This window comes from Vibrio sp. HB236076, assembly GCF_040957575.1.
In the GTDB taxonomy this organism is placed as follows: Bacteria; Pseudomonadota; Gammaproteobacteria; order Enterobacterales; family Vibrionaceae; genus Vibrio.
In genome coordinates this window covers 2913823-2935313 of record NZ_CP162601.1, presented here as the reverse complement: position 1 = coordinate 2935313, position 21491 = coordinate 2913823, and the positions used below count along the sequence as shown (strand labels likewise).

Sequence of the window (21491 nt, the reverse complement as noted above, 5' to 3'; positions counted from 1 at the left end):
CCGTGATGAACTCTGCACTTAACTAGGCAAGTGTCATCAACGAACTTAGACACAATGAAAGCCGCACTAAACTGTGCGGCTTTCTTTTATGTTAGCCTTGATGCAGGGTTACGACGTCAAAAACTTTCTCGTTAACCAATGATCGATGCTGACTTTTCCCGCCCCGTGAATCACTAACAAGAGCAGCATTAATCCCCACAGTTGGTGATCGTAAAAACCTTGTTGCCAAAGAACAGGGTAAGAAAGTACGGCAATGATATTAAAAGCAAAAAGGATGATTGCAAAAGGACGAGTGAGAAGGCCAAGCAAGATAAATACGGGCACGATTAACTCGACGGCAGTGCCAAGGTAAGCGGCCCATAGCCAAGGTAGAATCGGTACCGAATATTCATACTCAAACAAGAAAAGTGTACTGTCCCAACTGCTTATTTTTACCAGACCGGCCTTAAAAAAAGCCATGGCCACGACATAACGACTGATTAACAGCGTGATAGGCAGAAGGGTATGGTGAAGTGCATTCGTGAGGCTCGAATAGGTATTAATGAACGATGAATGAAGCATAAGTAATCCTTAGTCCTGTTTTAAAGTAAAGCCGACAAAGAGGTTATGGGCCAATAAATGATCAAGCTCTGTTAAGAGAGATTCATCGATAGACTTTAATGGCAAGGATTGATCAAACGCTTCAACTAACCCTATTGCGCGACTCGATACACGCAACGCTTGCCAACGGCCATCTGGGTAGACTTGAATAATGGCTTGTTCGTTTTGTTGTAATTGCACGTTTTCAAGGCCGCCTTGCTCCACCGCATCAATCAGGCTAAAAAGCGCAAAATGGGAATAAAAAGTCTTTATGCCGTGATGAAGATTCAGACTGACACAAGGCCATTGCTCATCTTGTAATGAGGCTAAATGGGTCAGTGGTAAGGTATCATCACTTACGGGCACGGTATTATGCAGACGATTTAGGGTTTGATCGATCAGACATTCTAAATGCGCGAGTTCGGTAATAAAAGGAGCCGCCTCGAGAATCGTATCGATTTGAGCCAATGTTTTCTCAAGGCCGTGGCCGTAATGGGTAATATCGCCCGTCGTTAAAGGGTGTTCTTCGATATAGCGTTTAGCGACGGCATTAAAGCACGCATCGCCGATCATTTTTCGCGTGTACGGATAGGTTGCTTGCAGTACTTCCGTCAGGCTAACCAATAAGTGATTTTGATAAATTTGAACGCCTGCCTCAACCGCTATTTGATGGCTGGCTAATTGGCAAGTTGTCAATTGCTGTTGCCAGTCATCACGTTGATAGAGAGAGTGACTGAAACATTGCTGCCAAGAGTGTAAGTTCATGAGGCCACCTGTTGTGTGAGTACTTGGCGTTGGATCTGAGCGGCTTTATTGGCTTCTTGATTGAGCACGGACAACTCGGGAATATCTGAATCCCATTCGATTAGGGTAGGAAATATACCGTGCACTTGAGTCCACTGTTGATAGAGTTGCCAAACCTCTGGGCACACGGGTTGATTATGAGTATCAATATAAATGGTTTGATTTTCACCAGTGTTTTGTTTGGTGAAGCCGGCGAGGTGGATTTCTTTGACGTGTTCGGCAGGGATAGCATCGAGATAAACTTGGCTATCAAAACCGTGGTTAAAGGCGGAGACATACACATTGTTGAGATCGAGTAATAAACCGCAATCCGTGCGCTTTTGAACTTCAACTAAAAATTGCCACTCTGATAATTCACTTTGAAAAGTCTGTAAGTAACTCGATGGGTTTTCGATCAATAAAGGGCGTTTCAATGCATCTTGAACCTGTAATACATTGCGGCAAAAAACATTTAACGCTTCTTCAGTATACGGAATGGGCAAGAGATCGTTGTGATAATAGCCATCGACTTGACTCCAGCTAAGGTGTTCAGAAACAAAGCGGGGCTGAACGTCATTAACGAGATGAACCAGTTGCTGGAGATGATTTGTTTTTATGCCGTCTGCAGACCCCAATGAGAGGCCAACACCGTGACAGCTAATTTGATAATGTTCTTGTAGCCGTTGTAATTGCCGTCGTTGCGGAGAGAAAGGAGCGAAATAATTTTCACTGTGAATTTCAAGCCATGAAATCGCATCAAAATTCGCGTGCTCAATGTCATTCCAATGTGGGTGTCGAAGTCCTATTCCCATATCCAATGTTGACGTCATTATCATCGCTCCTATTGTGGGTAAGCAAGATTAAGAAGAGGTAGTGCTACCGCCGGTTAATTTGCCACAAAGACCCGCAGGGACAATCACAAAGGCATCAGACTGGTTATCTTGTGTTGCTGTTCCTGCACAAGAACTGGTCTTGGTGGCACAATCGTTCTGACCCGCTTTAGACACGCCATAACACTTTTCTTTGCCAGCAGCTTCCGCTGGTGCAGAGGTGAGAATCGAGCCAGAAAATGCCACAAGACTCGTGACGGCGGCGGCCATTGCAATATTGGATTTTTTCATTGTGTCTTCCTTATTATCAGATTTCATCGTGGTGTGATTAAGTCAGCATGTATTCACTGAGCTTATGAATAAAGATAGGTAAAGACCGAAAAACCTTTCAGTTCGATGTCGTAAATTGTTAGTTTGATCAACTTTTTCGGATGGGAGGATTGATTCCATTGAGAAAAAAATCAGCACTTTTTCGCTTTGGCTCATGAAACACAGTACGTGTTTCGGTATACTTAGCCTTTATGTATAAATAACCAGTAGCGAGCCTGACATGGACCCTTCTCTTCTTCTCGACGGTTTAAACGAAAAGCAGCGTCAAGCCGTTGCTTCACCACTAAAAAATTTATTGATTTTGGCCGGGGCGGGCAGTGGTAAAACACGAGTATTGGTTCATCGAATGGCCTGGCTACTGTCTGTTGAGCAAGCGTCGCCATTTTCCATCATGTCGGTCACCTTCACCAATAAAGCCGCTGCTGAAATGCGAGGTCGAATTGAGGAGTTGATGCACGGCAGTGCGGGCGGGATGTGGACGGGTACGTTCCACGGTATTTGCCACCGTATTTTAAGAGCGCACTATCTAGATGCAAACTTACCAGAAGACTTTCAAATTCTCGATAGCGATGACCAGCAGCGATTGTTAAAGCGTTTGATCAAAGCTCAGAATTTGGATGAGAAGCAATGGCCAGCAAGGCAAGTGTCATGGTGGATTAACGGTAAAAAAGACGAGGGGTTAAGGCCTCAACACATCGACAGTTACCAAGACCCCATTACGCAAACCTACATTCAAATTTATCAAGCTTATCAAGAAGCGTGTGATCGCGCTGGCTTGGTTGATTTTGCAGAAATTTTATTGCGTTGTTTGGAGTTGTTACGCGACAAACACTACATCCGCGAACATTATCAAGCGCGTTTCAAGCACCTGTTAGTTGATGAATTTCAAGATACCAATAACATTCAATACGCTTGGTTACGATTGCTTTGTGGTCCAGAATCACGGGTGATGATCGTCGGTGACGATGACCAATCTATCTATGGCTGGCGCGGTGCGAAAGTAGAAAACATCGAAAAATTCACGCTGGAATTTAACGACGTAGAAACCATTCGCCTAGAGCAAAATTATCGTTCGACGAAAACCATTTTAGAAGCGTCGAATACCTTGATTGCGAATAATACTGAGCGCATGGGTAAAAGCTTGTGGACCGATGGCGAGGCTGGTGAGTTGATCTCGGTGTATTCTGCGTTTAACGAACTCGATGAAGCGCGCTTTGCCGTGAATAAAATTCAGCAATGGCAAGATAATGGCGGCAGCTTAAATGACTGTGCATTACTGTATCGCAACAATGCACAATCTCGCGTTCTTGAAGAGGCTTTGATTCAATCTAACTTACCATACCGTATTTACGGTGGTATGCGATTCTTCGAGCGGCAAGAAGTCAAAGACGCCCTAGGTTATTTGCGCTTGATGTCCAATCGCAACGATGATTCCGCTTTTGAGCGCATTGTTAACACGCCAACGCGCGGGTTAGGTGATAAGACCCTTGAAACCATTCGTTTTGCAGCACGCGATCGAGGGGCAACGTTGTGGCAGGCTTGCCAAGCACTGATTGACGAAAAAGTGTTAGCGTCGCGCTCGGCTTCGGCATTAAATCGCTTTATGGAGTTGATTGATGCTTTAGAGGATGATTCTCGCGATATGCCATTGCATCAACAGACGGATCACGTGATCAAAGCGTCTGGGTTGTACGCAATGTATGAGCAAGAAAAAGGTGAAAAGTCCAAAGCACGCTTGGAAAACTTAGAAGAGCTGGTGACAGCCACTCGGCAGTTCGAAAAGCCCGAAGAAGCGGAGGACATGACGTTATTAACGGCGTTTCTTACCCATGCCGCCTTAGAAGCAGGGGAAGGGCAAGCCGATGAATTTGATGATGCCGTACAATTGATGACACTGCACAGCGCCAAAGGGCTCGAGTTTCCCTTGGTCTTTATGGTTGGCGTTGAGGAAGGGATGTTTCCAAGCCAAATGTCTGCCGAAGAGGCGGGCCGTTTGGAGGAAGAGCGCCGGTTGTGTTATGTCGGTATGACGCGAGCGAAAGAAAAGCTGTATATGACCTATGCTGAAATGCGTCGTTTATACGGCCAAGATAAATACCATAAACCGTCGCGATTTATCAGTGAATTACCAGAATCCTGTTACGAAGAAGTCCGTATGAAGGCCAGTGTGTCACGTGCTTCACAAACAGGGCGCTTTAGCCAAACCGCAGTCAAAGAAAGCTTTAACGAAACGGGTTTTCAATTAGGCCAGCGCGTTGTACACCCCAAGTTTGGCGAAGGGACCATTATCAATTTTGAAGGCAGTGGGCCGCAAAGCCGGGTACAAGTCGCCTTCAATGGCGAGGGGATCAAGTGGTTAGTGACGGCTTACGCCAAGCTAGAACAGATTTAGCGCTCACAGGAGCAGAGTGATACCAACCAGGTTCAGCCTGTATTGCGCAACTGCGTATATCAATCTGATTAAGGAAGGCGCAGGGAAACCTTGCGAACAAGGCAACCTCTTTGCTGATAAAGACAAGAATATAAGTAGTTACTCTAAATGGTCTTTTCTTAACGACGTTATCGAGTTTTTAACCCGCTATTTATTCGTCGGTTTGGTATTGGTTAATTTGGTTGTGGGCATAAAAAGAAAAACCCCGATGGCTAAGCCAGTCGGGGTTTATGATCTTACTCGCAGCAATCCAGCTACTAAAGGTGCTCCATGCATCATTCCGTGATAGTGTGCTGATTCCTTCAGCGTAGTCCTTACGTCGCCTTCCTAGCGGTGTCCTAACTTTCCGTGTAACCAGTTATCCTAACTGGGCAACATCACTGTTCCTTTAGTGGTGTCCATTGCATCATCCTAATGCTAATCCTGCCTCTCCAGAGGGGTCCAAGCTATCCGTAATCATTACCATCCTAGTAACGATAAGCATCCATTCTTGTTCCATTTCTTCCATGGTGATTACTTATCCATAGTAACCTGTTTCATCCTGAAACCATTCCATGTCAGTCTCCGTTTGACGAAGTAGATATTACCCGACCCGATAATTTAAACAATCGATCAACTTCAAAGATTTGATAAGAGATAATAAACAAAATTAATAACAACTTTAAAATCAATTACTTATTTGTTGGCATAATTTGCTCTTACTACTAAATGAGTAGAAAACTCACCCCTATGTGAGAGATCTCTTACAAAGGGGTGGGGAAACTAACCCAATTACTGCCCAATCGCTGTCCCTTCACGACGAGGGTCTGCGGCACCTTCTAGGCCGTTAGGGGTTAAACGAATGGCATGTAAGCCTGAATTGAGATCTCTAACAGAGACATCGAAGCCCATTTTCTCCATCGGGACTTGCCATTGAGTGGCCTTGGTACCGGCTTCGAGATCCACGGTACCAAAACGGTTGAGTACGTGCGGCATACTCACCGCTTGTTGTATGTCCATTCCCCAATCGAGGTGGGCAATAAGCGATTGAGCAACATAGCCAATAATCCGACTACCGCCTGGAGAACCAATGGCTAGGTAGGGTTTATTGTCTTCAAGTACGATGGTCGGTGACATCGACGAGCGCGGTCGCTTACCTGGTTCGACTCGGTTGGCAATCGGTTGACCGTCGACTTGAGTGCGGAAAGAGAAGTCGGTGAGTTCGTTGTTTAAGAAGAAGCCATCGACGAACAAGCGTGAGCCAAACACGTTTTCGATAGACGTGGTCATCGAAATCACATTACCGTCACTGTCGACGATATTAAAGTGACTAGTACAGGGGAGCTCTATAGCTTCATCGGGTTGATAGTTTAACGCATGATCCCAAGGCGGATTGCCCGCCGCTACCTTAGTTAGGGCTTTACCCGGTTCAATTAATTCAGCGCGCTCTTTAAGGTAATTTTGATCCAGTAAACCGGAAACGGGCACAGGCACAAAATCGGTGTCCGCCATATACAAGCCACGATCAGCAAAGGCGAGTTGAGAGGCATCAGCGAGTACTTGCCATGAGCGCGGATCATTGGGGCCCCATTGTTTGAGGTCAAAGTGAGACGTAAAAGAGAGAATTTGACCTATGGTGAGACCACCAGAGCTAGGCAAGCCCATACCGCAGACCTGTTTACCATGGTAATCGACACAAACAGGGTCGCGTTGTTTGACTTGGTAGTGAGCCAAGTCATTGAGACTTAATACTCCGGGGTTGCCCTTGGCATTGTTAACCGTATCGACGATATTTTGCGCGGTTGTACCTCGATAAAAGCCATCGGCTCCTTGGTCGACAATACGTCTTAAGGTCGCCGCATAACCCGGGTTTTTAAGCAAGGTTCCCGCTGTTTTCGGGCTGCCATCGGGGTTTAACAAGTAAGCCGCCGTTGCTGGGAAGCGTTTGAGTTTTTCCACATCTCCGGCAATCAAAGAGGCCAAACGCGGGCTGATGATAAAGCCTTGTTCTGCTAATTTGGCGACGGGTTCAATGATTTTATCCCAAGCGAGTTTGCCATATTGCTGGTGCATGTCCCACATCAGCTTAACCGTGCCAGGGGTGCCGACCGAGCGGCCGCCGACAACGGCATCATAAAACTGCAGCGGTTGCCCTTCATCGTCGAGAAACAACTGAGGGGTCACGGCCATTGGTGCAGTTTCACGAGCGTCATAGCTGACCAACTTGTTCTTCTTGGCATCCCAATACATCATAAAGGCGCCACCGCCAATACCTGATGACTGTGGTTCGACCAAGCCAAGTGTCAGTTGAACGGCGATCATAGCGTCGACCGCGTTGCCGCCTTGAGCCAGTACTCGAGCCCCGGCATCACTCGCATGCGGGTTAGCCGCAGTGACCATCCAGTGTTTGCTTTTTACGAGTTGTTTGTCAATGACGCCGGTTGCGTCTTCAGGGGCGACTTGGTCGGTAACTTGCTCAGCGACGCTGTGTGCAGCAAGGGCAGATAAGGTAAGCGTCGTGAGTAGATGGCGTTTCCATTGCATTGTAGTACCTCCTTTGAATGAAGAGGTACTTATATCATATTTAATGCATAGTTGGCGTTAGAAATAGACTTTAAATTGAATGGTTTAGAAAAAGCTGAGACAAGATAGTGCCGCCGACGAACAAAAATAATACGCCGCAGATCGCGTCGATGACGGGTGAATATTTCTTTAAGTGTCGTTCCATTTTGGCAAATGATAATGAAAAAGCCACTAAACCAAACCACAAAAACGCCAAGCTCACCATTAAAAACCAAATCATGCCTTTTAAGCCCAAGCTCATGTGACCTGGCAATAAAGAGGTAAATAAACTGACAAAAAACACCAAGGCTTTGGGGTTAAACAAGTTTGTCATGACACCAGTAAAAAAGGCTTTAGGCATCGATAGGGTGGTCGCTTCGATAGTTAAGTGGGTGGGGTTTTGCTCGCAAGAGGTATTGGCCATGGTGCGAGTTTTGATTAAGCCACTTAAGCTTTTATAAGCCAACCAAAGTAAATAGCTGCCACCGAGTAATTGCACGATAGAAAAGAGTTGTGGACTGTGTTGAATAAACAAACTAATGCCAAACAGGCTCAATAAGGTGTGAACACCAATGCCGACCGCTAACCCTACAGCGATAATGAGTCCGGTTATACGTCCATAACGCGCTGTGTATTGGGTGACGAGGGCAAAGTCCGGTCCGGGGCTCATTAATCCAATGAGGTGGACGAGACATAAAGTCAGTAGTGATGAAGCTAGAGTAGTCATAAATCTCCGTCTAATCGTTACAATCGTTGGGTTAGTTGATCGCCTTTGGCGTAATCAGTCGCTGTTTTCGATGGTTGTACCAAGCGTCTAAACAAAAAAGAATTAACGCTGCCCAAATAAAGGCAAAGGTCACCAGTTTGCCATCGGTGAGGGGCTCGCCATAGACCGCGGTGGCCAAAATAAACATCAGGGTTGGCCCTACGTATTGAAAAAAGCCCAGGGTTGACAGTCGTAAATGGGTGGCCGCACCGTTAAAGCACAGTAGTGGCACCGTGGTTATCACGCCAGCGGACAGTAAAAATAGCCAAGTGATCAGCGTGCTGTCCGTCCATTGTAAAACCGAGTTCGGCGCGAAGAACAATAAGAAAATAAGGGCAACGGGCATCAAGAGCAGGGTTTCAATAAACAAACCAATTTGGGCGTTTATGGCCAATTTTTTTCTCAACAGGCCGTAGAAACCAAATGTGCAGGCCAATGCGATGGCAACCCATGGAATGGAGCCAAAGAGGATCAATTGAATCATCACGCCAATGGCAGCGAGAAAAACAGCAAACCATTGCCTCGGCCTTAAGCGCTCTTGTAGAAAGAGCAAGCCTAGCACCACGCTAAGTAGGGGATTGATGAAGTAGCCTAAGCTTGCGTCTAGCATGTGATTGGCGTTGACAGCCCAGATGAAAATCAACCAATTAGACGCGATGAGCAGTGAGGTGGCCAGTAATCGATAGCGAGTACGACGGTCTGCGAAGGCTTGTCGCGTCTGTGGCCATTGCTGTTTGAGGTGTATGATCAGAGCGAGAAAGAAAAAAGACCAAAGCACGCGATGACTCAAAATCGCAAATGGCGACACGCCAGCTAAGAATTTAAAATAAATAGGTGCAATACCCCAGATAAAGTAGGCGCAAAGCGCAAGTGTAATACCTATGCGGGTAGTGTTGTCACTCGGTAGATTCATCGAAACCGTCAACTCGAATATGAATGTGCAAATGAAGTAGTATAAAACCCGAATAGTCATTCACCTAATAATTTGCGGTTTTATTCGCCGCCGTTCCCCTCTACAATGTAGCGCCGCAACCGAGTTACCAATAACGAAGATCCCAATCAATTTGGATCCGAAACATAGAGATACCGTATGACCTCTGCACTTTCCGACGCGATGATTGATGACCAAGACGTAGAACCACAAAGCGTTTTACAGCGAGTGTTTGGTTACGCTTCGTTTCGCCCTGGTCAACAGCAAGTCATCGACGCTGCCTTAGAGAATCAAGACAGTTTAGTGATTATGCCGACAGGGGGAGGAAAATCACTGTGTTATCAAATTCCAGCCTTGATTAAAAACGGCCTGACCTTAGTGATTTCACCCTTGATTTCATTGATGAAAGATCAAGTCGACCAACTCAAGGCCCATGGTGTCGCGGCGCAGTGCGTCAATTCCACCATGAGTCGAGAATCGTTAGTCGATGTGTTTCAAAAAGCTGAATCTGGGCAACTGTCTTTGTTGTATGTTTCACCTGAGCGTGTACTTGGCCAAGATTTTTTGTCGCGTTTGGCCGATTGGCCGCTTGCCATGGTCGCGGTTGATGAAGCGCATTGTATTTCACAGTGGGGGCATGATTTTCGCCGAGAGTACGCACAACTTGGTTTACTTAAAGAGCATTTTCCGCACGTTCCCTTTATGGCATTAACTGCAACAGCGGACGAAGCCACTCGGCAAGATATTTTACACCGCTTACAATTGACGGACCCTCATGTGCATATGGGCAGTTTTGATCGCCCCAATATTCACTATAACCTGGTAGAAAAGCACAAACCGGTGGCGCAAGTCATTCGCTTCTTGGCCTCTCAGTCAGGTCAAAGTGGCATTATTTACTGTGGCAGTCGTAAAAAAGTCGAAATGCTGACCGAAAAACTGTGTCAAAACCACATCCGAGCGGCAGGGTATCACGCTGGTATGGAAACGGATGAGCGTGAATATGTTCAAGAAGCCTTTCAAAAAGACGACATTCAAATTGTGGTTGCTACTGTTGCTTTTGGAATGGGGATTAATAAGCCCAATGTACGCTTTGTTATCCACTTCGATATTCCGCGTAACATCGAATCCTATTATCAAGAGACAGGGCGCGCCGGGCGAGATGGTTTGCCGGCCGAAGCCATGATGTTGTATGACCCAGCGGATATGAGTTGGTTAAGGCGTATTCTCGACGAAAAAGAAGACGGCCCTCAAAAGCAAGTGGAAAGCCACAAGCTCAATGCCATGGGCGCCTTTGCCGAAGCGCAAACTTGCCGCCGACAAGTGTTGCTGAACTATTTTGGTGAGTATCGCCATGAGCCATGTGGCAATTGTGATGTTTGTTTGGACCCGCCTAAGCACTTTGATGCGACAGAGCAAGTGAGAAAAGCACTATCATGCGTGTATCGCGTCAACCAAAGCTTTGGTATTGGCTATGTGGTCGAGGTGCTACGCGGGATGCAAAATATCCGCGTCCGGGAAAACGGTCACGATAAAATCTCTACTTACGGCCTTGGTAAAGATTACAGCCATGATTATTGGGTCAGTATCTTTCGTCAATTGATCCACAAAGGCTTACTGCAGCAAAATATTACTCGAAACTCGACCCTGCAGTTAACAGAAGAAGCGAGGCCAATCTTACGTGGTGAAGCCCCGGTGGACCTGGCTGTCCCTAGGTTAAACGTGGTTGCCCGCTCAGCCAAAGCCGATAAATTGTCGAGCAAAAACTACGACAAGAAGTTGTTTGCGAAATTGCGCAAACTGCGAAAATCAATTGCTGATGAAGAAGGGCTGCCGCCTTACGTCGTGTTTAACGATGCGACCTTAATTGATATGGCTGAAGTGTTGCCGACTTCCTATGGTGAAATGCTGGCGGTGAGTGGGGTTGGACAAAGAAAATTAGAGAAGTACGCCGACCCTTTCCTCGATTTAATCCAAGCGCATTTAACGTCATCCATTTAGCCATCGAGGAACTTAGGAGTATTGAATACTGTGCCTTCCATTCATTTTGGTTTAGAACGCTATCAGCTAGCGCCGTGCTCTGTGGTATTGTCGCTGTCTGAATTTGACTTTGATCGCTTCCCGCAGTGGGGCGAAGTGTTACTTGCCCAATTACCGGCTACGCTGATTGAAGCCCAACTCGATGGCGACTTACACAGCTGGCTCATTGACTTTGAAGATTGCCGTTTATTGCTCAAGGCCGAGCATTACAGCGAAGCGGTCTGGCTTGAACCTATTGATCCTGTGCAGTCGCAAGCGGTGATGGACTATTTAGCGCAGTTGTTTGAGCGTGGATTTCACTTAGTGGTCTAGCAATCGATTGCTCAAAAACCAAGCATTGCACTAGGCTTAGATTTTTGTATAATCCCCGCCTCACTACATTGTGTAGTGACATAGATTGGCGTTTTCCTCCCTGGCAGCGATTTCTCACTGCGGTGTGGTTGGCACGCTAAGCGTTAAGTAATTTTCATTTACTTGTTCATTTGGGTTCCCTCACCCCCAAACCAAACCAAAAAGGTCACAATATGTCGACGTTTACTCCTGCGCAGCAGCGCAAAGCCTTGGGCTACCTTACCCTGTTTCATTTACTTGTTATCGCTTCAAGTAACTACCTTGTACAAATTCCCTTTACCGTGTATGGCTTCCACACCACATGGGGCGCCTTTACGTTTCCGTTTATTTTCTTGGCAACCGATTTAACCGTGAGGATCTTTGGCTCGGCATTGGCGCGCCGGATCATTTTTTGGGTCATGATCCCTGCGTTGGTTATTTCCTATCTGGTGTCGGTCGTGTTTATGAACGGCAGTTACGCCGGGCTCGGGGCGCTCGGCGAGTGGAATACGTTCGTCGCGAGAATTGCGTTAGCCAGTTTTATGGCCTATTTGTTGGGGCAAATACTCGATATCAATGTATTCAATCGCTTGAGAAAGCTTCGCCAATGGTGGATTGCGCCGACGGCATCAACCTTATTCGGCAATGCATTAGACACACTGGCCTTTTTTGCCATTGCCTTTTATCAAAGCCCAGACCCATTCATGGCTGAGCACTGGACAGAGATCGCACTGGTTGATTACGGCTTTAAATTGATCATTAGCTTGGGCTTATTTGTGCCTTTGTATGGCGTATTGCTTAACTTCTTGGTCAAGAAGCTGACGAGTGTCAAAGAAGCGGTTCGACCGCAGTTGGCTTAGTGACATCAAACGCTGATTACAGGCATTGATGAGAGAAAGTGCAAAAATTAAGTCTTGAACAGACCCCCAATGATTGGGGGTCTTTTGGTGTTTAAGGGTCACCGAGGGCTGAAAAGTACCGTTTATATTGACTCAGAGTCTGAATGTTTCCAGCAAAGAGCGTCTTTAAGCTTTTCTTTCCGGTTATCACTCACTTTATCAACAGGTTGGCACCTCAGCATTAAGGCAAGGCTAGTGACTTTTTATCGTTAAAGGCCAGCCTAAATCCGTTTGGCGGTTCGCTTCAATTTCCAGTTCCGTCGCCGAAAGTGGGTTGGCGTCAAGCCAGTCCTGAGCGATGCTTAACGTCAAGTTATCTTGCTGGGCCTGCAAGGTCACCTGTGGCTCTAAGTCTGGAGCACGTCGATGGCTGAGCAATACCGCTAAGCGCAACAGGCGCAGTAAACGCTTGGCACTGTTCCCCGACAGAGCGTGTTGTTCAGGCAAAGAGCTTAAATGCTCGCGGTAACGACGAACCACTTCGCCTAACAAAAACTTTTGCGCGCGAGTAAAGCCCGGTAGGTCGAGGTGTTGTAGCAAGTAAGCACCGTGTTTGCCTCCTTGCTTATAATCGATCGACAAACCGATTTCATGCAATTTAGCTACGGTATCAAGCAGCACTTCTGCTTGGGGTTCAATCAGCCACTCACTGTTGTTCACATCGCGTAGCAAAGATTTCGCCAGTTTAGCAACCTGATCGCCATAATTGACATCAATTTGATAGCGGGCTTGGAGGCTCTGAATGGTGCGTTGGCGAATGTCTTCGTGTTGCAATTCATCAATCATTTGATAAATGAGCCCTTCGCGCAAGGCGCCACCGGCTAACGTCATTGAGTCAATATCAAATAACTCAAATACGGCAATTAATATCGATAAACCACTTGGGAATACTAAGGCGCGCTCAAGTGTGAGTCCGTCTATTTCAAGCTCTTCTAAGTGGTCAGCAAGCATGGCTTGTTTTTGCAGTCGCTTGAGCTTGGCGAGGGTAATGACTTCATCCATCCCTTGCGCCAACATGATTTCTTGTAAGGCCTGAACGGTGCCGCTGGCGCCGACACAGTGCTCCCAACCGAGCTGTTGATACGACTCAAGAATGGGGCGCAAGACTTGTTTTGCTCCCTCAATGGCATTGTCAAAATTGATTTGATTGAGTTGCCTGTCTTTAAAGTAATGCTCAAGCCAAGTCACGCAACCCATTTTTAGGCTGGTGAGTGCTGTGGACTCAAAGCCTTGACCGATAATGAGTTCAGTACTGGCACCGCCAATATCGATCACTAAACGCCGCCCAGTCCCGCCAGAAGTATGGGCTACACCGGTATAAATGGTCGCTGCTTCTTCTTCACCGTGTATGACTTCTATCGAGTGGCCCAAAATGTGATTGGCCTTTTCAAGAAAAAGGTGCACATTTTTTGCCGTTCTCAACGTCGCGGTACCCACAATGCGAATGTTCTCTTTGGGTATGTCTTGCAAACGCTCGGCAAATAAACTGAGGCAATCCCAGCCTCGTTGCATCGCCTCTAAGCTGAGATTGTTCTCTTCATCGAGGCCAGCCGCTAAGCGAACTTTGCGCTTAATTTTGGCCATGGTTTGCACGCTGCCTTGAACATGGCGCACGATCAACATATGGAAACTGTTCGAGCCCAAATCAATGGCCGCATACATGGGAGAAGAAACCGCTTGATTCATATTTACTCTTTGCCCTTGTTATAAGTCCTTTGACGGTTGCGCTGAGGTTTGCGGTTGTTGTTGCCGCGAGAACCATTACCGCGAGAGCCGCCGGTGTTAGTACGACGTTGTTGTGGTTTAGTACGCAAACGCGTTGGGGCGGGTAAGTCAGTCAAAAGGGCGTCTGAGTTGTAATCTGAAACCGGGATTGAGTGTTCAATGTACTCTTCGATGGCCGGCAGGTTTATCGCATACTCTTCACAAGCAAAGCTGATTGAGTGACCGCTTTCGCCAGCGCGCCCAGTACGACCAATACGGTGTACGTAATCTTCACAGTCGTCAGGAAGGTCGTAGTTAAAGACATGGGTGACTTGCGGAATATGCAGACCACGTGCTGCGACGTCTGTCGCGACCAAAATGTCTAATTGTCCTTTGGTGAACTGCTCGAGAATTTTTTCGCGTTTCTTCTGTGGTACATCGCCAGTCAACAAACCAACACGGTGATTATCAGCGTCGAGGTGTCCCCACACTTTTTCACACTTGTGCTTGGTATTGGCAAAAATAATTGCTCGGTCAGGCCATTCTTCTTCGATCAAAGTTTGCAGCAGTGCCATCTTTTCGTTGTTCGAGGGGTAGAAGAGCTCTTCTTGGATGCGGTGGCCGGTTTTTTGCGTCGGTTCGACCTCAACGTGTTGTGGATCCGTCATGTGTTCAAATGCCAATTCTTGAACTCGGTAGGACAAGGTGGCAGAAAATAGCATGTTTAAACGACTTTTCGACTCTGGCATGCGGCGGAACAAAAAGCGAATGTCTTTGATAAAACCAAGGTCGAACATGCGATCGGCTTCATCGAGCACGACGGCTTGAATGGTATTGAGGTTAAAAACGCGCTGTTTGATGAAATCGATGATACGACCGGTGGTACCAATGAGAATGTCCACGCCTTCATTGAGTTTGGCTTGTTGCTTCTCATAGCTTTCGCCGCCGTAGGCTAACGCGGCTTTTAATCCGGTACTTTCGATTAACGGTTTTGAGTCATTGTAAATTTGAATGGCCAATTCACGCGTTGGCGCCATGATGATGGCACGTGGCTGGGTTGGCGTTCGTCCCTCTGGTGCTGGTGTCACCAATAAGTGATGGAAAGTCGCAGTAAGAAACGCGAGCGTTTTACCTGTCCCTGTTTGGGCCTGGCCTGCGATGTCGTGGCCGGAGAGCAGTACCGGCAACGCCTTTGCTTGAATTGGAGTACAATGGATAAATCCTTTTTTCTCCAATCCTTCAATAACTTGGGGGTGTAAATCCAAGTCGGCGAATTTTTGCTCTGTGATATGTGTCTTTTTCATTGCTATAGAATATCAGCTAAAGCTTGCAATACGGAAGTAAATCCATTCCAATAGAGCATCTAATTACTGATTGATGTCTGATCAGTTTCAGAAAACACACATTGGAGTGGAAGATGAGTGATAATATTGTGCAGCTAACTGATGATGGTTTTGATAATGATGTTATCAATGCTGCAGGCCCTGTTCTTGTGGATTTCTGGGCGGAGTGGTGTGGACCATGTAAGATGATTGCCCCGATTTTAGATGAAATCGCGGAAGAATACGAAGGTAAACTCACTATCGGCAAGCTAAACATTGACCAAAATGCAGATACGCCAGCTAAGTTTGGTATTCGTGGCATCCCAACACTGCTGTTGTTTAAAAATGGCAGTGTCGCAGCAACGAAGGTTGGCGCATTATCGAAAACTCAACTAAAAGAGTTTCTTGACGCGAACATTTAAGTCGATGACTGTGTGACAAAACCGTGTAAATATGAATTTGCACGGTTTTGTTTTACTGGAACTAGACTATCATTATATTTAGTGCTAACTTATCGCACGTTAATTGAACAGTAATCTCTTCTTGGTCACCCCTGCGACCGAATTTATCTTAACACTAAAAAAAACAGACCATATTTTGACAAAACAAGAATCCACCACCATGAACCTGACAGAACTGAAGAACAGACCCGTGTCTGAGCTTGTTAAATTGGGCGAAAGTCTAGGCCTTGAAAACCTAGCGCGTCTTAGAAAGCAAGATATCATCTTCTCAATTTTAAAAGCCCATGCGAAAAGCGGTGAAGACATCTTCGGCGATGGGGTTCTTGAGATCTTACAAGACGGCTTTGGTTTCTTACGCAGTGCAGACAGTTCTTACCTCGCTGGCCCTGATGATATTTATGTGTCACCAAGCCAGATTCGTCGTTTTAACCTGCGTACTGGTGACTCGATTGCCGGCAAGATTCGCCCGCCTAAAGACGGCGAGCGCTACTTTGCGTTATTGAAAGTTAATACCGTTAACCACGATAGACCGGATAACGCGCGCAATAAAATCTTGTTTGAAAACTTGACGCCGTTACACGCCAATGAGCGCATGGTGATGGAAAGGGGTAATGGTTCGACCGAAGACATTACCGCACGTGTTTTAGATTTGGCATCGCCAATCGGTAAAGGCCAGCGCGGTTTGATTGTTGCGCCGCCAAAAGCTGGTAAGACGATGTTGTTGCAAAACATTGCACAAAGCATCGCTTACAACCACCCTGAGTGTGAGTTGATGGTACTACTCATCGATGAGCGCCCTGAAGAAGTGACCGAGATGCAGCGTTTGGTCAAAGGAGAAGTGGTTGCTTCTACCTTTGATGAACCGGCTTCACGCCACGTTCAAGTGGCTGAAATGGTCATTGAAAAAGCCAAGCGTTTGGTTGAGCACAAAAAAGATGTGGTTATTTTGCTCGATTCTATTACCCGTTTGGCCCGTGCTTACAACACCGTGATCCCTTCTTCTGGTAAAGTGTTAACCGGTGGTGTGGATGCGAACGCATTACATCGACCTAAGCGATTCTTTGGTGCAGCGCGAAATGTTGAGGAAGGCGGCAGCTTAACCATCATTGCGACAGCGCTTGTGGATACCGGCTCTAAAATGGATGAAGTTATCTACGAAGAGTTTAAAGGTACTGGTAACATGGAATTGCACCTCAACCGCAAAATTGCTGAAAAACGCGTCTTCCCTGCTATCGACTTTAACCGTTCTGGTACTCGCCGTGAAGAATTGTTAACTAAGACCGATGAACTACAGAAAATGTGGATCTTGCGCAAGATAGTACACCCGATGGGGGAAATCGATGCGATGGAGTTTTTGATTGACAAGTTGGCCATGACGAAAACCAACGATGAGTTCTTTGACGCCATGCGACGTCAATAACGAAAAAAGACTGTTAAGCGCCGTGCAATGCACGGCGTTTTTGTTTGCATTTTTCGCTTTTCGGCTCACAATGAGAAGAAGACAAGGAGGAGCAAATATGCAACAAGGATGGTCTGCATACCTGCTTTTGTTCGTCACTGCGTGTTTTTCTCAAGGTCTGGTTGCCAAGCAATTATCTCAGGCAGAAATAGACAGGTGGCTCGACGATGAGCAGGTCAATCAAAAAGCGGCATTATTACTCAGCGAGTTTACCAAAGATCGCTTAGATGTTTTGCGTTTTTCACTACAAAGAATTGCTTTGCCTCAGCAAGAAGTCGTTCGATTTAAACTGCTGCAAGCCATTGAGAAAAAACAGTGGATCTTCGATGGTCAAATGATGGCGTTTATCGAAGAGCAGTCTCGTCGTTCACCGACTTACCAGTTTCGATATCAAGGCAATGGTTACGAATACACGGTGCCGGCTTTCGATTACCCCGCGGTGGCTAATCGCTTACTTCAGCAATGGAAAAAAAATCAGCAGGGATTGTCTTTTGTGTTGGCGGCAGAAAGAGGTGAGCTTGATCTCGAAGACTGGTTGAGCCCCAGACACCCCGACTATCAATCACGACGTCGTTTATTGTTAGAGCACTTATCACTGCTATCACCCGATGCCATTGCCTCGCTGGCACAACAATTAACCTCAATGGGGGTCACTCGTTGGTTGCCCAGTTCTGAGTTAGTCATGCGTTTGGCTCAAGCCAGTGGTGATCGCAAGGTCTATGATTTATTGTGGAAAATGAGAGCCGATCAATATGGCCAGATGGCGTTAAGGGCGTTAGCGCAAAGGAATACTTCTTTTTCTCAGCAGCAGATCATGGCGGCGGTAAGCAATCCTTCACTAAAGCCATTGGCTTTGGAGTTGTTAGCAAAAACGCAACCTCTTACCCCTCAAGTGCGTCAGTTTCTCGTTGAGAAAATGGGGGACCGCAACGATGCCCAAGCACTGGCTCGTACCTTAGTTCAACAAGGCCATGTCGACTGGTTAAAAGAAGTCATCAATACCAATAAGCAAGTGGATATCGCCGCCATAGAAGACGTCTTGTACTAGTGGAAATGTGCCATTATTCACACGGCTTTGTGATGAGATACCGAGGGGGTGAGAAGCACAACTCACCATTTATAATTCTGGTTTATTGTTACCTTGGTTTTGTTTAACTACATGAATATAAAGCATTTATTTTTTCTTGATGGGCGAGTTGTGTGATAAAAAGACTGCTTTTGAAAGGAGTCTAGATTATGAAAGCCGGTGTTTTGTCTTTGTTTCTGTCATTGAGTAGTGTTTCTGCTTTGTCTTATGGGCAAGTGAATGTTGGCGAAGGAGGGCGTGACCAAGACATGCCAATCGCGTCGGTGACACTGATTGGAGAAAGTCGAATTGACAACCAAGCTCAGTTTGACGGAGTGACGATTGGGGGACTGTCTGGAATCGATTATAATCCTCAAACCAAACAGTGGGTTGTGATCAGTGATGATCGCGGCGAACACGGCCCAGCGCGGGCGTATCTAGGTCAGCTTGCGGTGACCAAATCGCATATAGGTGATTTTCAAGTCTCTGACATGATCACCTTTGAGCAGCCTGATGGCAGCCCTTATCCCAGAGCCAAAGCCTTTAAACAGCACGGTGACATTGCCGACTTTGAATCGGTTCGCTTTAACCCCTGGCAACCACAAACACTGAGATATACCAGTGAAGGGGACCGCACTTTGGGCTTAACGCCTTTTATTCGTGATGCGCGTTTTCCTTCTGGCCAGTGGTTGGCCTCACTGACCATTGCCCCGCAAATAAAAGCGGCTATCAATCACGGTTATTATGACAACCTCACTTTTGAAGGCAGTAGCTTTACACCGAGCCAAGATTTTTACTTTGTCGCTATGGAAGCGCCGGTCATGCAAGATGGGCCAGTCCCTAATGAAGAGCATGGGGGCTACTCACGGTTAATCAAATACGATCGACAAGGGCATATTGTCAGCCAATACCTTTATCCTGTCGATGCTTGGCCTGCCTTACCAGGGAAGGGGAAGCACGCCGATAATGGCGTATCGGAAATTCTTGCAATTGACGATAGTCATCTGCTGTTTGTCGAGAGAGCGGGTATCCAAAGTCAGTCAGGTTCTTACCACAATCACATCCGCCTTTATCAAGTCAGCCTTGAGCGGGCAAGTAATGTCAACCGAGAAGACAGTGTCGCCCATCGGCCTGAATTACAGGCTGTAAAGAAAACGTTATTACTCAATTTAAATGATCTTGATTTATCGCTGCTCGATAACATTGAGGGCATCACATGGGGACCGCGCTTAAGTAATGGTAAGTCATCCTTGATTTTGATTTCCGACAATAACTTTAATCGCCATGAAGTGACGCAGTTGTTGGCTTTTTCAGTGACGATGAAGGGTGAGTGAGGACTTCTCAGTGGTCGATAAGGCGACCACTGAATAAAGGAGATGAATCTCAATCGAGTTCTCGCTGGAAAACCCATGCTGCTAGGTGCCTTTTCTTCCTTGTTTTGACGAGAAAAACAACAGCGCGGACGGTTTGTTTTGTTATACTGCCGATATGTCAATCTAGATATACAGAGCTATGAGTTTTAAAAACTTACGTGATTTTATCGAGCAGTTAGAAGAAAAGGGCCTTCTCAAGCGTATTACACACCCTGTCGACCCACATTATGAAATGACAGAGATCAGTGATAGAACCTTGAGAGCAGGTGGCCCAGCTTTATTATTCGAAAACCCTGTCGGTTACGATATGCCCGTGTTGACCAACTTGTTTGGTACGCCTGAGCGCGTTGCCATCGGCATGGGGCAAGAGAGTGTGTCAGCGCTGCGAGATGTCGGTAAGTTACTCGCGTATTTGAAAGAGCCAGAGCCCCCTCAGGGTTTTAAAGATGCTGTAGATAAGCTGCCGGTGTTTAAAAAAGTGTTAAACATGCCGGTCAAAAAGCTGCGTCGAGCGCCTTGCCAAGAGATCGTCTGGAGTGGTGATGAAGTCGATTTAGATAAAATACCGGTGATGAGCTGCTGGCCAGGCGATGTGGCTCCTTTGCTGACCTGGGGGCTGACGGTGACCAAAGGCCCGAACAAGAAAAGACAAAATCTCGGGATTTACCGCCAACAAAAGTTATCTAAAAACAAAGTCATTATGCGTTGGTTGGCGCATCGAGGCGGCGCTCTTGACCTACAAGATTGGGTTAATACACACCCAGGGCAACCTTTCCCTGTTTCAGTGGCGTTTGGCGCGGATCCTGCTACCATACTTGGCGCCGTCACCCCCGTTCCTGACAGCTTATCTGAGTATGCGTTTGCCGGTTTACTGAGAGGCAGTAAAACGGAAGTGGTGAAGTCAATCAGCAATGATCTCGAGATTCCTGCCAGTGCCGAAATTGTCCTTGAAGGGTATATCGATCCAGAAGAAATGGCGGAAGAAGGTCCTTATGGCGACCATACCGGCTATTATAATGAAGTGGAACAGCATCGTGTTTTCACCATCACGCATATCACCATGCGTAAAAAGCCTATTTATCACAGTACCTATACCGGGCGCCCACCTGATGAGCCAGCCGTGTTAGGCGAAGCTTTGAATGAGGTATTTGTGCCTATTATTCAAAAGCAATTTCCAGAAATCGTTGACTTTTACCTCCCACCGGAAGGGTGCTCCTATCGCATGGCGGTGGTCACAATGAAAAAACAATACCCAGGCCATGCTAAGCGAGTCATGATGGGGGTATGGTCGTTTTTACGACAGTTCATGTACACCAAATTTGTGATTGTGTGCGACGATGATGTCAATGCACGTGATTGGAATGACGTTATATGGGCAATCACCACACGAATGGATCCGGCACGTGATACGGTCATGGTTGAGAATACGCCGATAGATTCGCTAGACTTTGCTTCTCCTGTCGTGGGCCTTGGTTCAAAAATGGGCCTTGATGCGACCAATAAGTGGCAAGGCGAAACCGCGAGAGAGTGGGGAAGACCCATTGTAAAAGACCCTGAGTTGGTTGCAAAAGTTGATGCAATGTGGGATGAATTAAACATTGTTTAAAAGCATTTAAGTATGGGCTAGGAAGTACCCCACAACGCCAGTC

General features: G+C 46.6%; 17 protein-coding genes and 1 pseudogene. 9 read left to right on the top strand and 9 right to left on the bottom strand.

Going from position 1 to position 21491, the window contains the following annotated elements; all coding sequences use genetic code 11:
- Positions 1–108: 108 nt before the first annotated feature.
- The 4 genes from AB0763_RS12930 to AB0763_RS12915 are packed head-to-tail and all read right to left on the bottom strand — an operon-like array spanning position 109 to position 2483.
- Positions 109–561, bottom strand: a complete 453-nt coding sequence (locus AB0763_RS12930) for a DoxX family protein (RefSeq protein WP_306102416.1) — start codon at positions 559–561, stop codon at positions 109–111.
- A 9-nt stretch (positions 562–570) separates the two neighbouring features.
- A complete protein-coding gene (locus AB0763_RS12925; RefSeq protein WP_306102415.1) occupies positions 571–1344 on the bottom strand; it encodes a DNA-binding domain-containing protein in 774 nt (257 codons plus the stop codon).
- The gene (locus AB0763_RS12920) at positions 1341–2192 is read right to left on the bottom strand and encodes a DUF692 domain-containing protein (protein WP_306102414.1); all 852 of its coding nucleotides are present in this window, start codon (positions 2190–2192) and stop codon (positions 1341–1343) included. The genes AB0763_RS12925 and AB0763_RS12920 overlap by 4 nt, the downstream gene beginning before the upstream one ends.
- A 30-nt stretch (positions 2193–2222) precedes the next feature.
- Positions 2223–2483, bottom strand: coding sequence for a DUF2282 domain-containing protein (locus AB0763_RS12915; RefSeq protein WP_306102413.1), 261 nt, complete (start codon positions 2481–2483; stop codon positions 2223–2225).
- Positions 2484–2742: 259 nt separating this feature from the next.
- On the opposite strand from AB0763_RS12915, the gene uvrD reads away from it, so the two are divergent.
- A complete protein-coding gene (uvrD, locus tag AB0763_RS12910; protein ID WP_306102412.1) occupies positions 2743–4914 on the top strand; it encodes a DNA helicase II in 2172 nt (723 codons plus the stop codon).
- Between the two features lie 810 nt (positions 4915–5724).
- On the opposite strand, the gene ggt is transcribed toward uvrD, so the two are convergent.
- From ggt to rarD, 3 genes are all read right to left on the bottom strand, one after another.
- On the bottom strand, positions 5725–7476 hold the full coding sequence (ggt, locus tag AB0763_RS12905) for a gamma-glutamyltransferase (RefSeq protein ID WP_306102411.1): 1752 nt from the start codon (positions 7474–7476) through the stop codon (positions 5725–5727).
- A gap of 70 nt (positions 7477–7546) precedes the next feature.
- Positions 7547–8221, bottom strand: coding sequence for a LysE family translocator (locus AB0763_RS12900; protein WP_306102410.1), 675 nt, complete (start codon positions 8219–8221; stop codon positions 7547–7549).
- 31 nt (positions 8222–8252) lie between these two features.
- Positions 8253–9173: an EamA family transporter RarD gene (rarD, locus tag AB0763_RS12895; RefSeq protein WP_306102409.1), complete on the bottom strand. Its 921-nt coding sequence runs from the start codon at positions 9171–9173 to the stop codon at positions 8253–8255.
- 177 nt (positions 9174–9350) lie between these two features.
- On the opposite strand from rarD, the gene recQ reads away from it, so the two are divergent.
- The 3 genes from recQ to AB0763_RS12880 all read left to right on the top strand — a co-directional run bounded on the left by recQ (position 9351) and on the right by AB0763_RS12880 (position 12418).
- Positions 9351–11189 (top strand): ATP-dependent DNA helicase RecQ, encoded by a 1839-nt coding sequence (gene recQ, locus AB0763_RS12890; RefSeq protein WP_306102408.1) that lies wholly within the window; start codon positions 9351–9353, stop codon positions 11187–11189.
- Between the two features lie 39 nt (positions 11190–11228).
- Positions 11229–11540, top strand: coding sequence for a DUF3630 family protein (locus tag AB0763_RS12885; RefSeq protein WP_306102426.1), 312 nt, complete (start codon positions 11229–11231; stop codon positions 11538–11540).
- A 212-nt stretch (positions 11541–11752) separates the two neighbouring features.
- A complete protein-coding gene (locus tag AB0763_RS12880) occupies positions 11753–12418 on the top strand; it encodes a 7-cyano-7-deazaguanine/7-aminomethyl-7-deazaguanine transporter (RefSeq protein ID WP_306102407.1) in 666 nt (221 codons plus the stop codon).
- 231 nt (positions 12419–12649) lie between these two features.
- On the opposite strand, the gene gppA is transcribed toward AB0763_RS12880, so the two are convergent.
- Positions 12650–14143 (bottom strand): guanosine-5'-triphosphate,3'-diphosphate diphosphatase, encoded by a 1494-nt coding sequence (gene gppA / locus AB0763_RS12875; RefSeq protein WP_306102406.1) that lies wholly within the window; start codon positions 14141–14143, stop codon positions 12650–12652.
- A gap of 2 nt (positions 14144–14145) precedes the next feature.
- Positions 14146–15465 carry an ATP-dependent RNA helicase RhlB gene (gene rhlB, locus AB0763_RS12870; RefSeq protein ID WP_306102405.1) on the bottom strand — a complete coding sequence of 440 codons (1320 nt, stop codon included), beginning with the start codon at positions 15463–15465 and terminating at the stop codon, positions 14146–14148.
- 113 nt (positions 15466–15578) lie between these two features.
- On the opposite strand from rhlB, the gene trxA reads away from it, so the two are divergent.
- The 5 genes and pseudogenes from trxA to ubiD form a co-directional block, all read left to right on the top strand.
- Positions 15579–15905 (top strand): thioredoxin TrxA, encoded by a 327-nt coding sequence (trxA, locus tag AB0763_RS12865; protein ID WP_306102404.1) that lies wholly within the window; start codon positions 15579–15581, stop codon positions 15903–15905.
- 199 nt (positions 15906–16104) lie between these two features.
- Positions 16105–17364 carry a transcription termination factor Rho gene (gene rho / locus AB0763_RS12860; protein ID WP_306102425.1) on the top strand — a complete coding sequence of 420 codons (1260 nt, stop codon included), beginning with the start codon at positions 16105–16107 and terminating at the stop codon, positions 17362–17364.
- Positions 17365–17461: 97 nt separating this feature from the next.
- Positions 17462–18451, top strand: coding sequence for a hypothetical protein (locus tag AB0763_RS12855; protein WP_306102403.1), 990 nt, complete (start codon positions 17462–17464; stop codon positions 18449–18451).
- Between the two features lie 188 nt (positions 18452–18639).
- Positions 18640–19803, top strand: a complete 1164-nt coding sequence (locus AB0763_RS12850; RefSeq protein WP_306102402.1) for an esterase-like activity of phytase family protein — start codon at positions 18640–18642, stop codon at positions 19801–19803.
- A 178-nt stretch (positions 19804–19981) separates the two neighbouring features.
- Positions 19982–21445 (top strand): annotated as a pseudogene (gene ubiD, locus AB0763_RS12845) (4-hydroxy-3-polyprenylbenzoate decarboxylase); the annotation flags it as partial.
- Positions 21446–21491 lie beyond the last annotated feature (46 nt).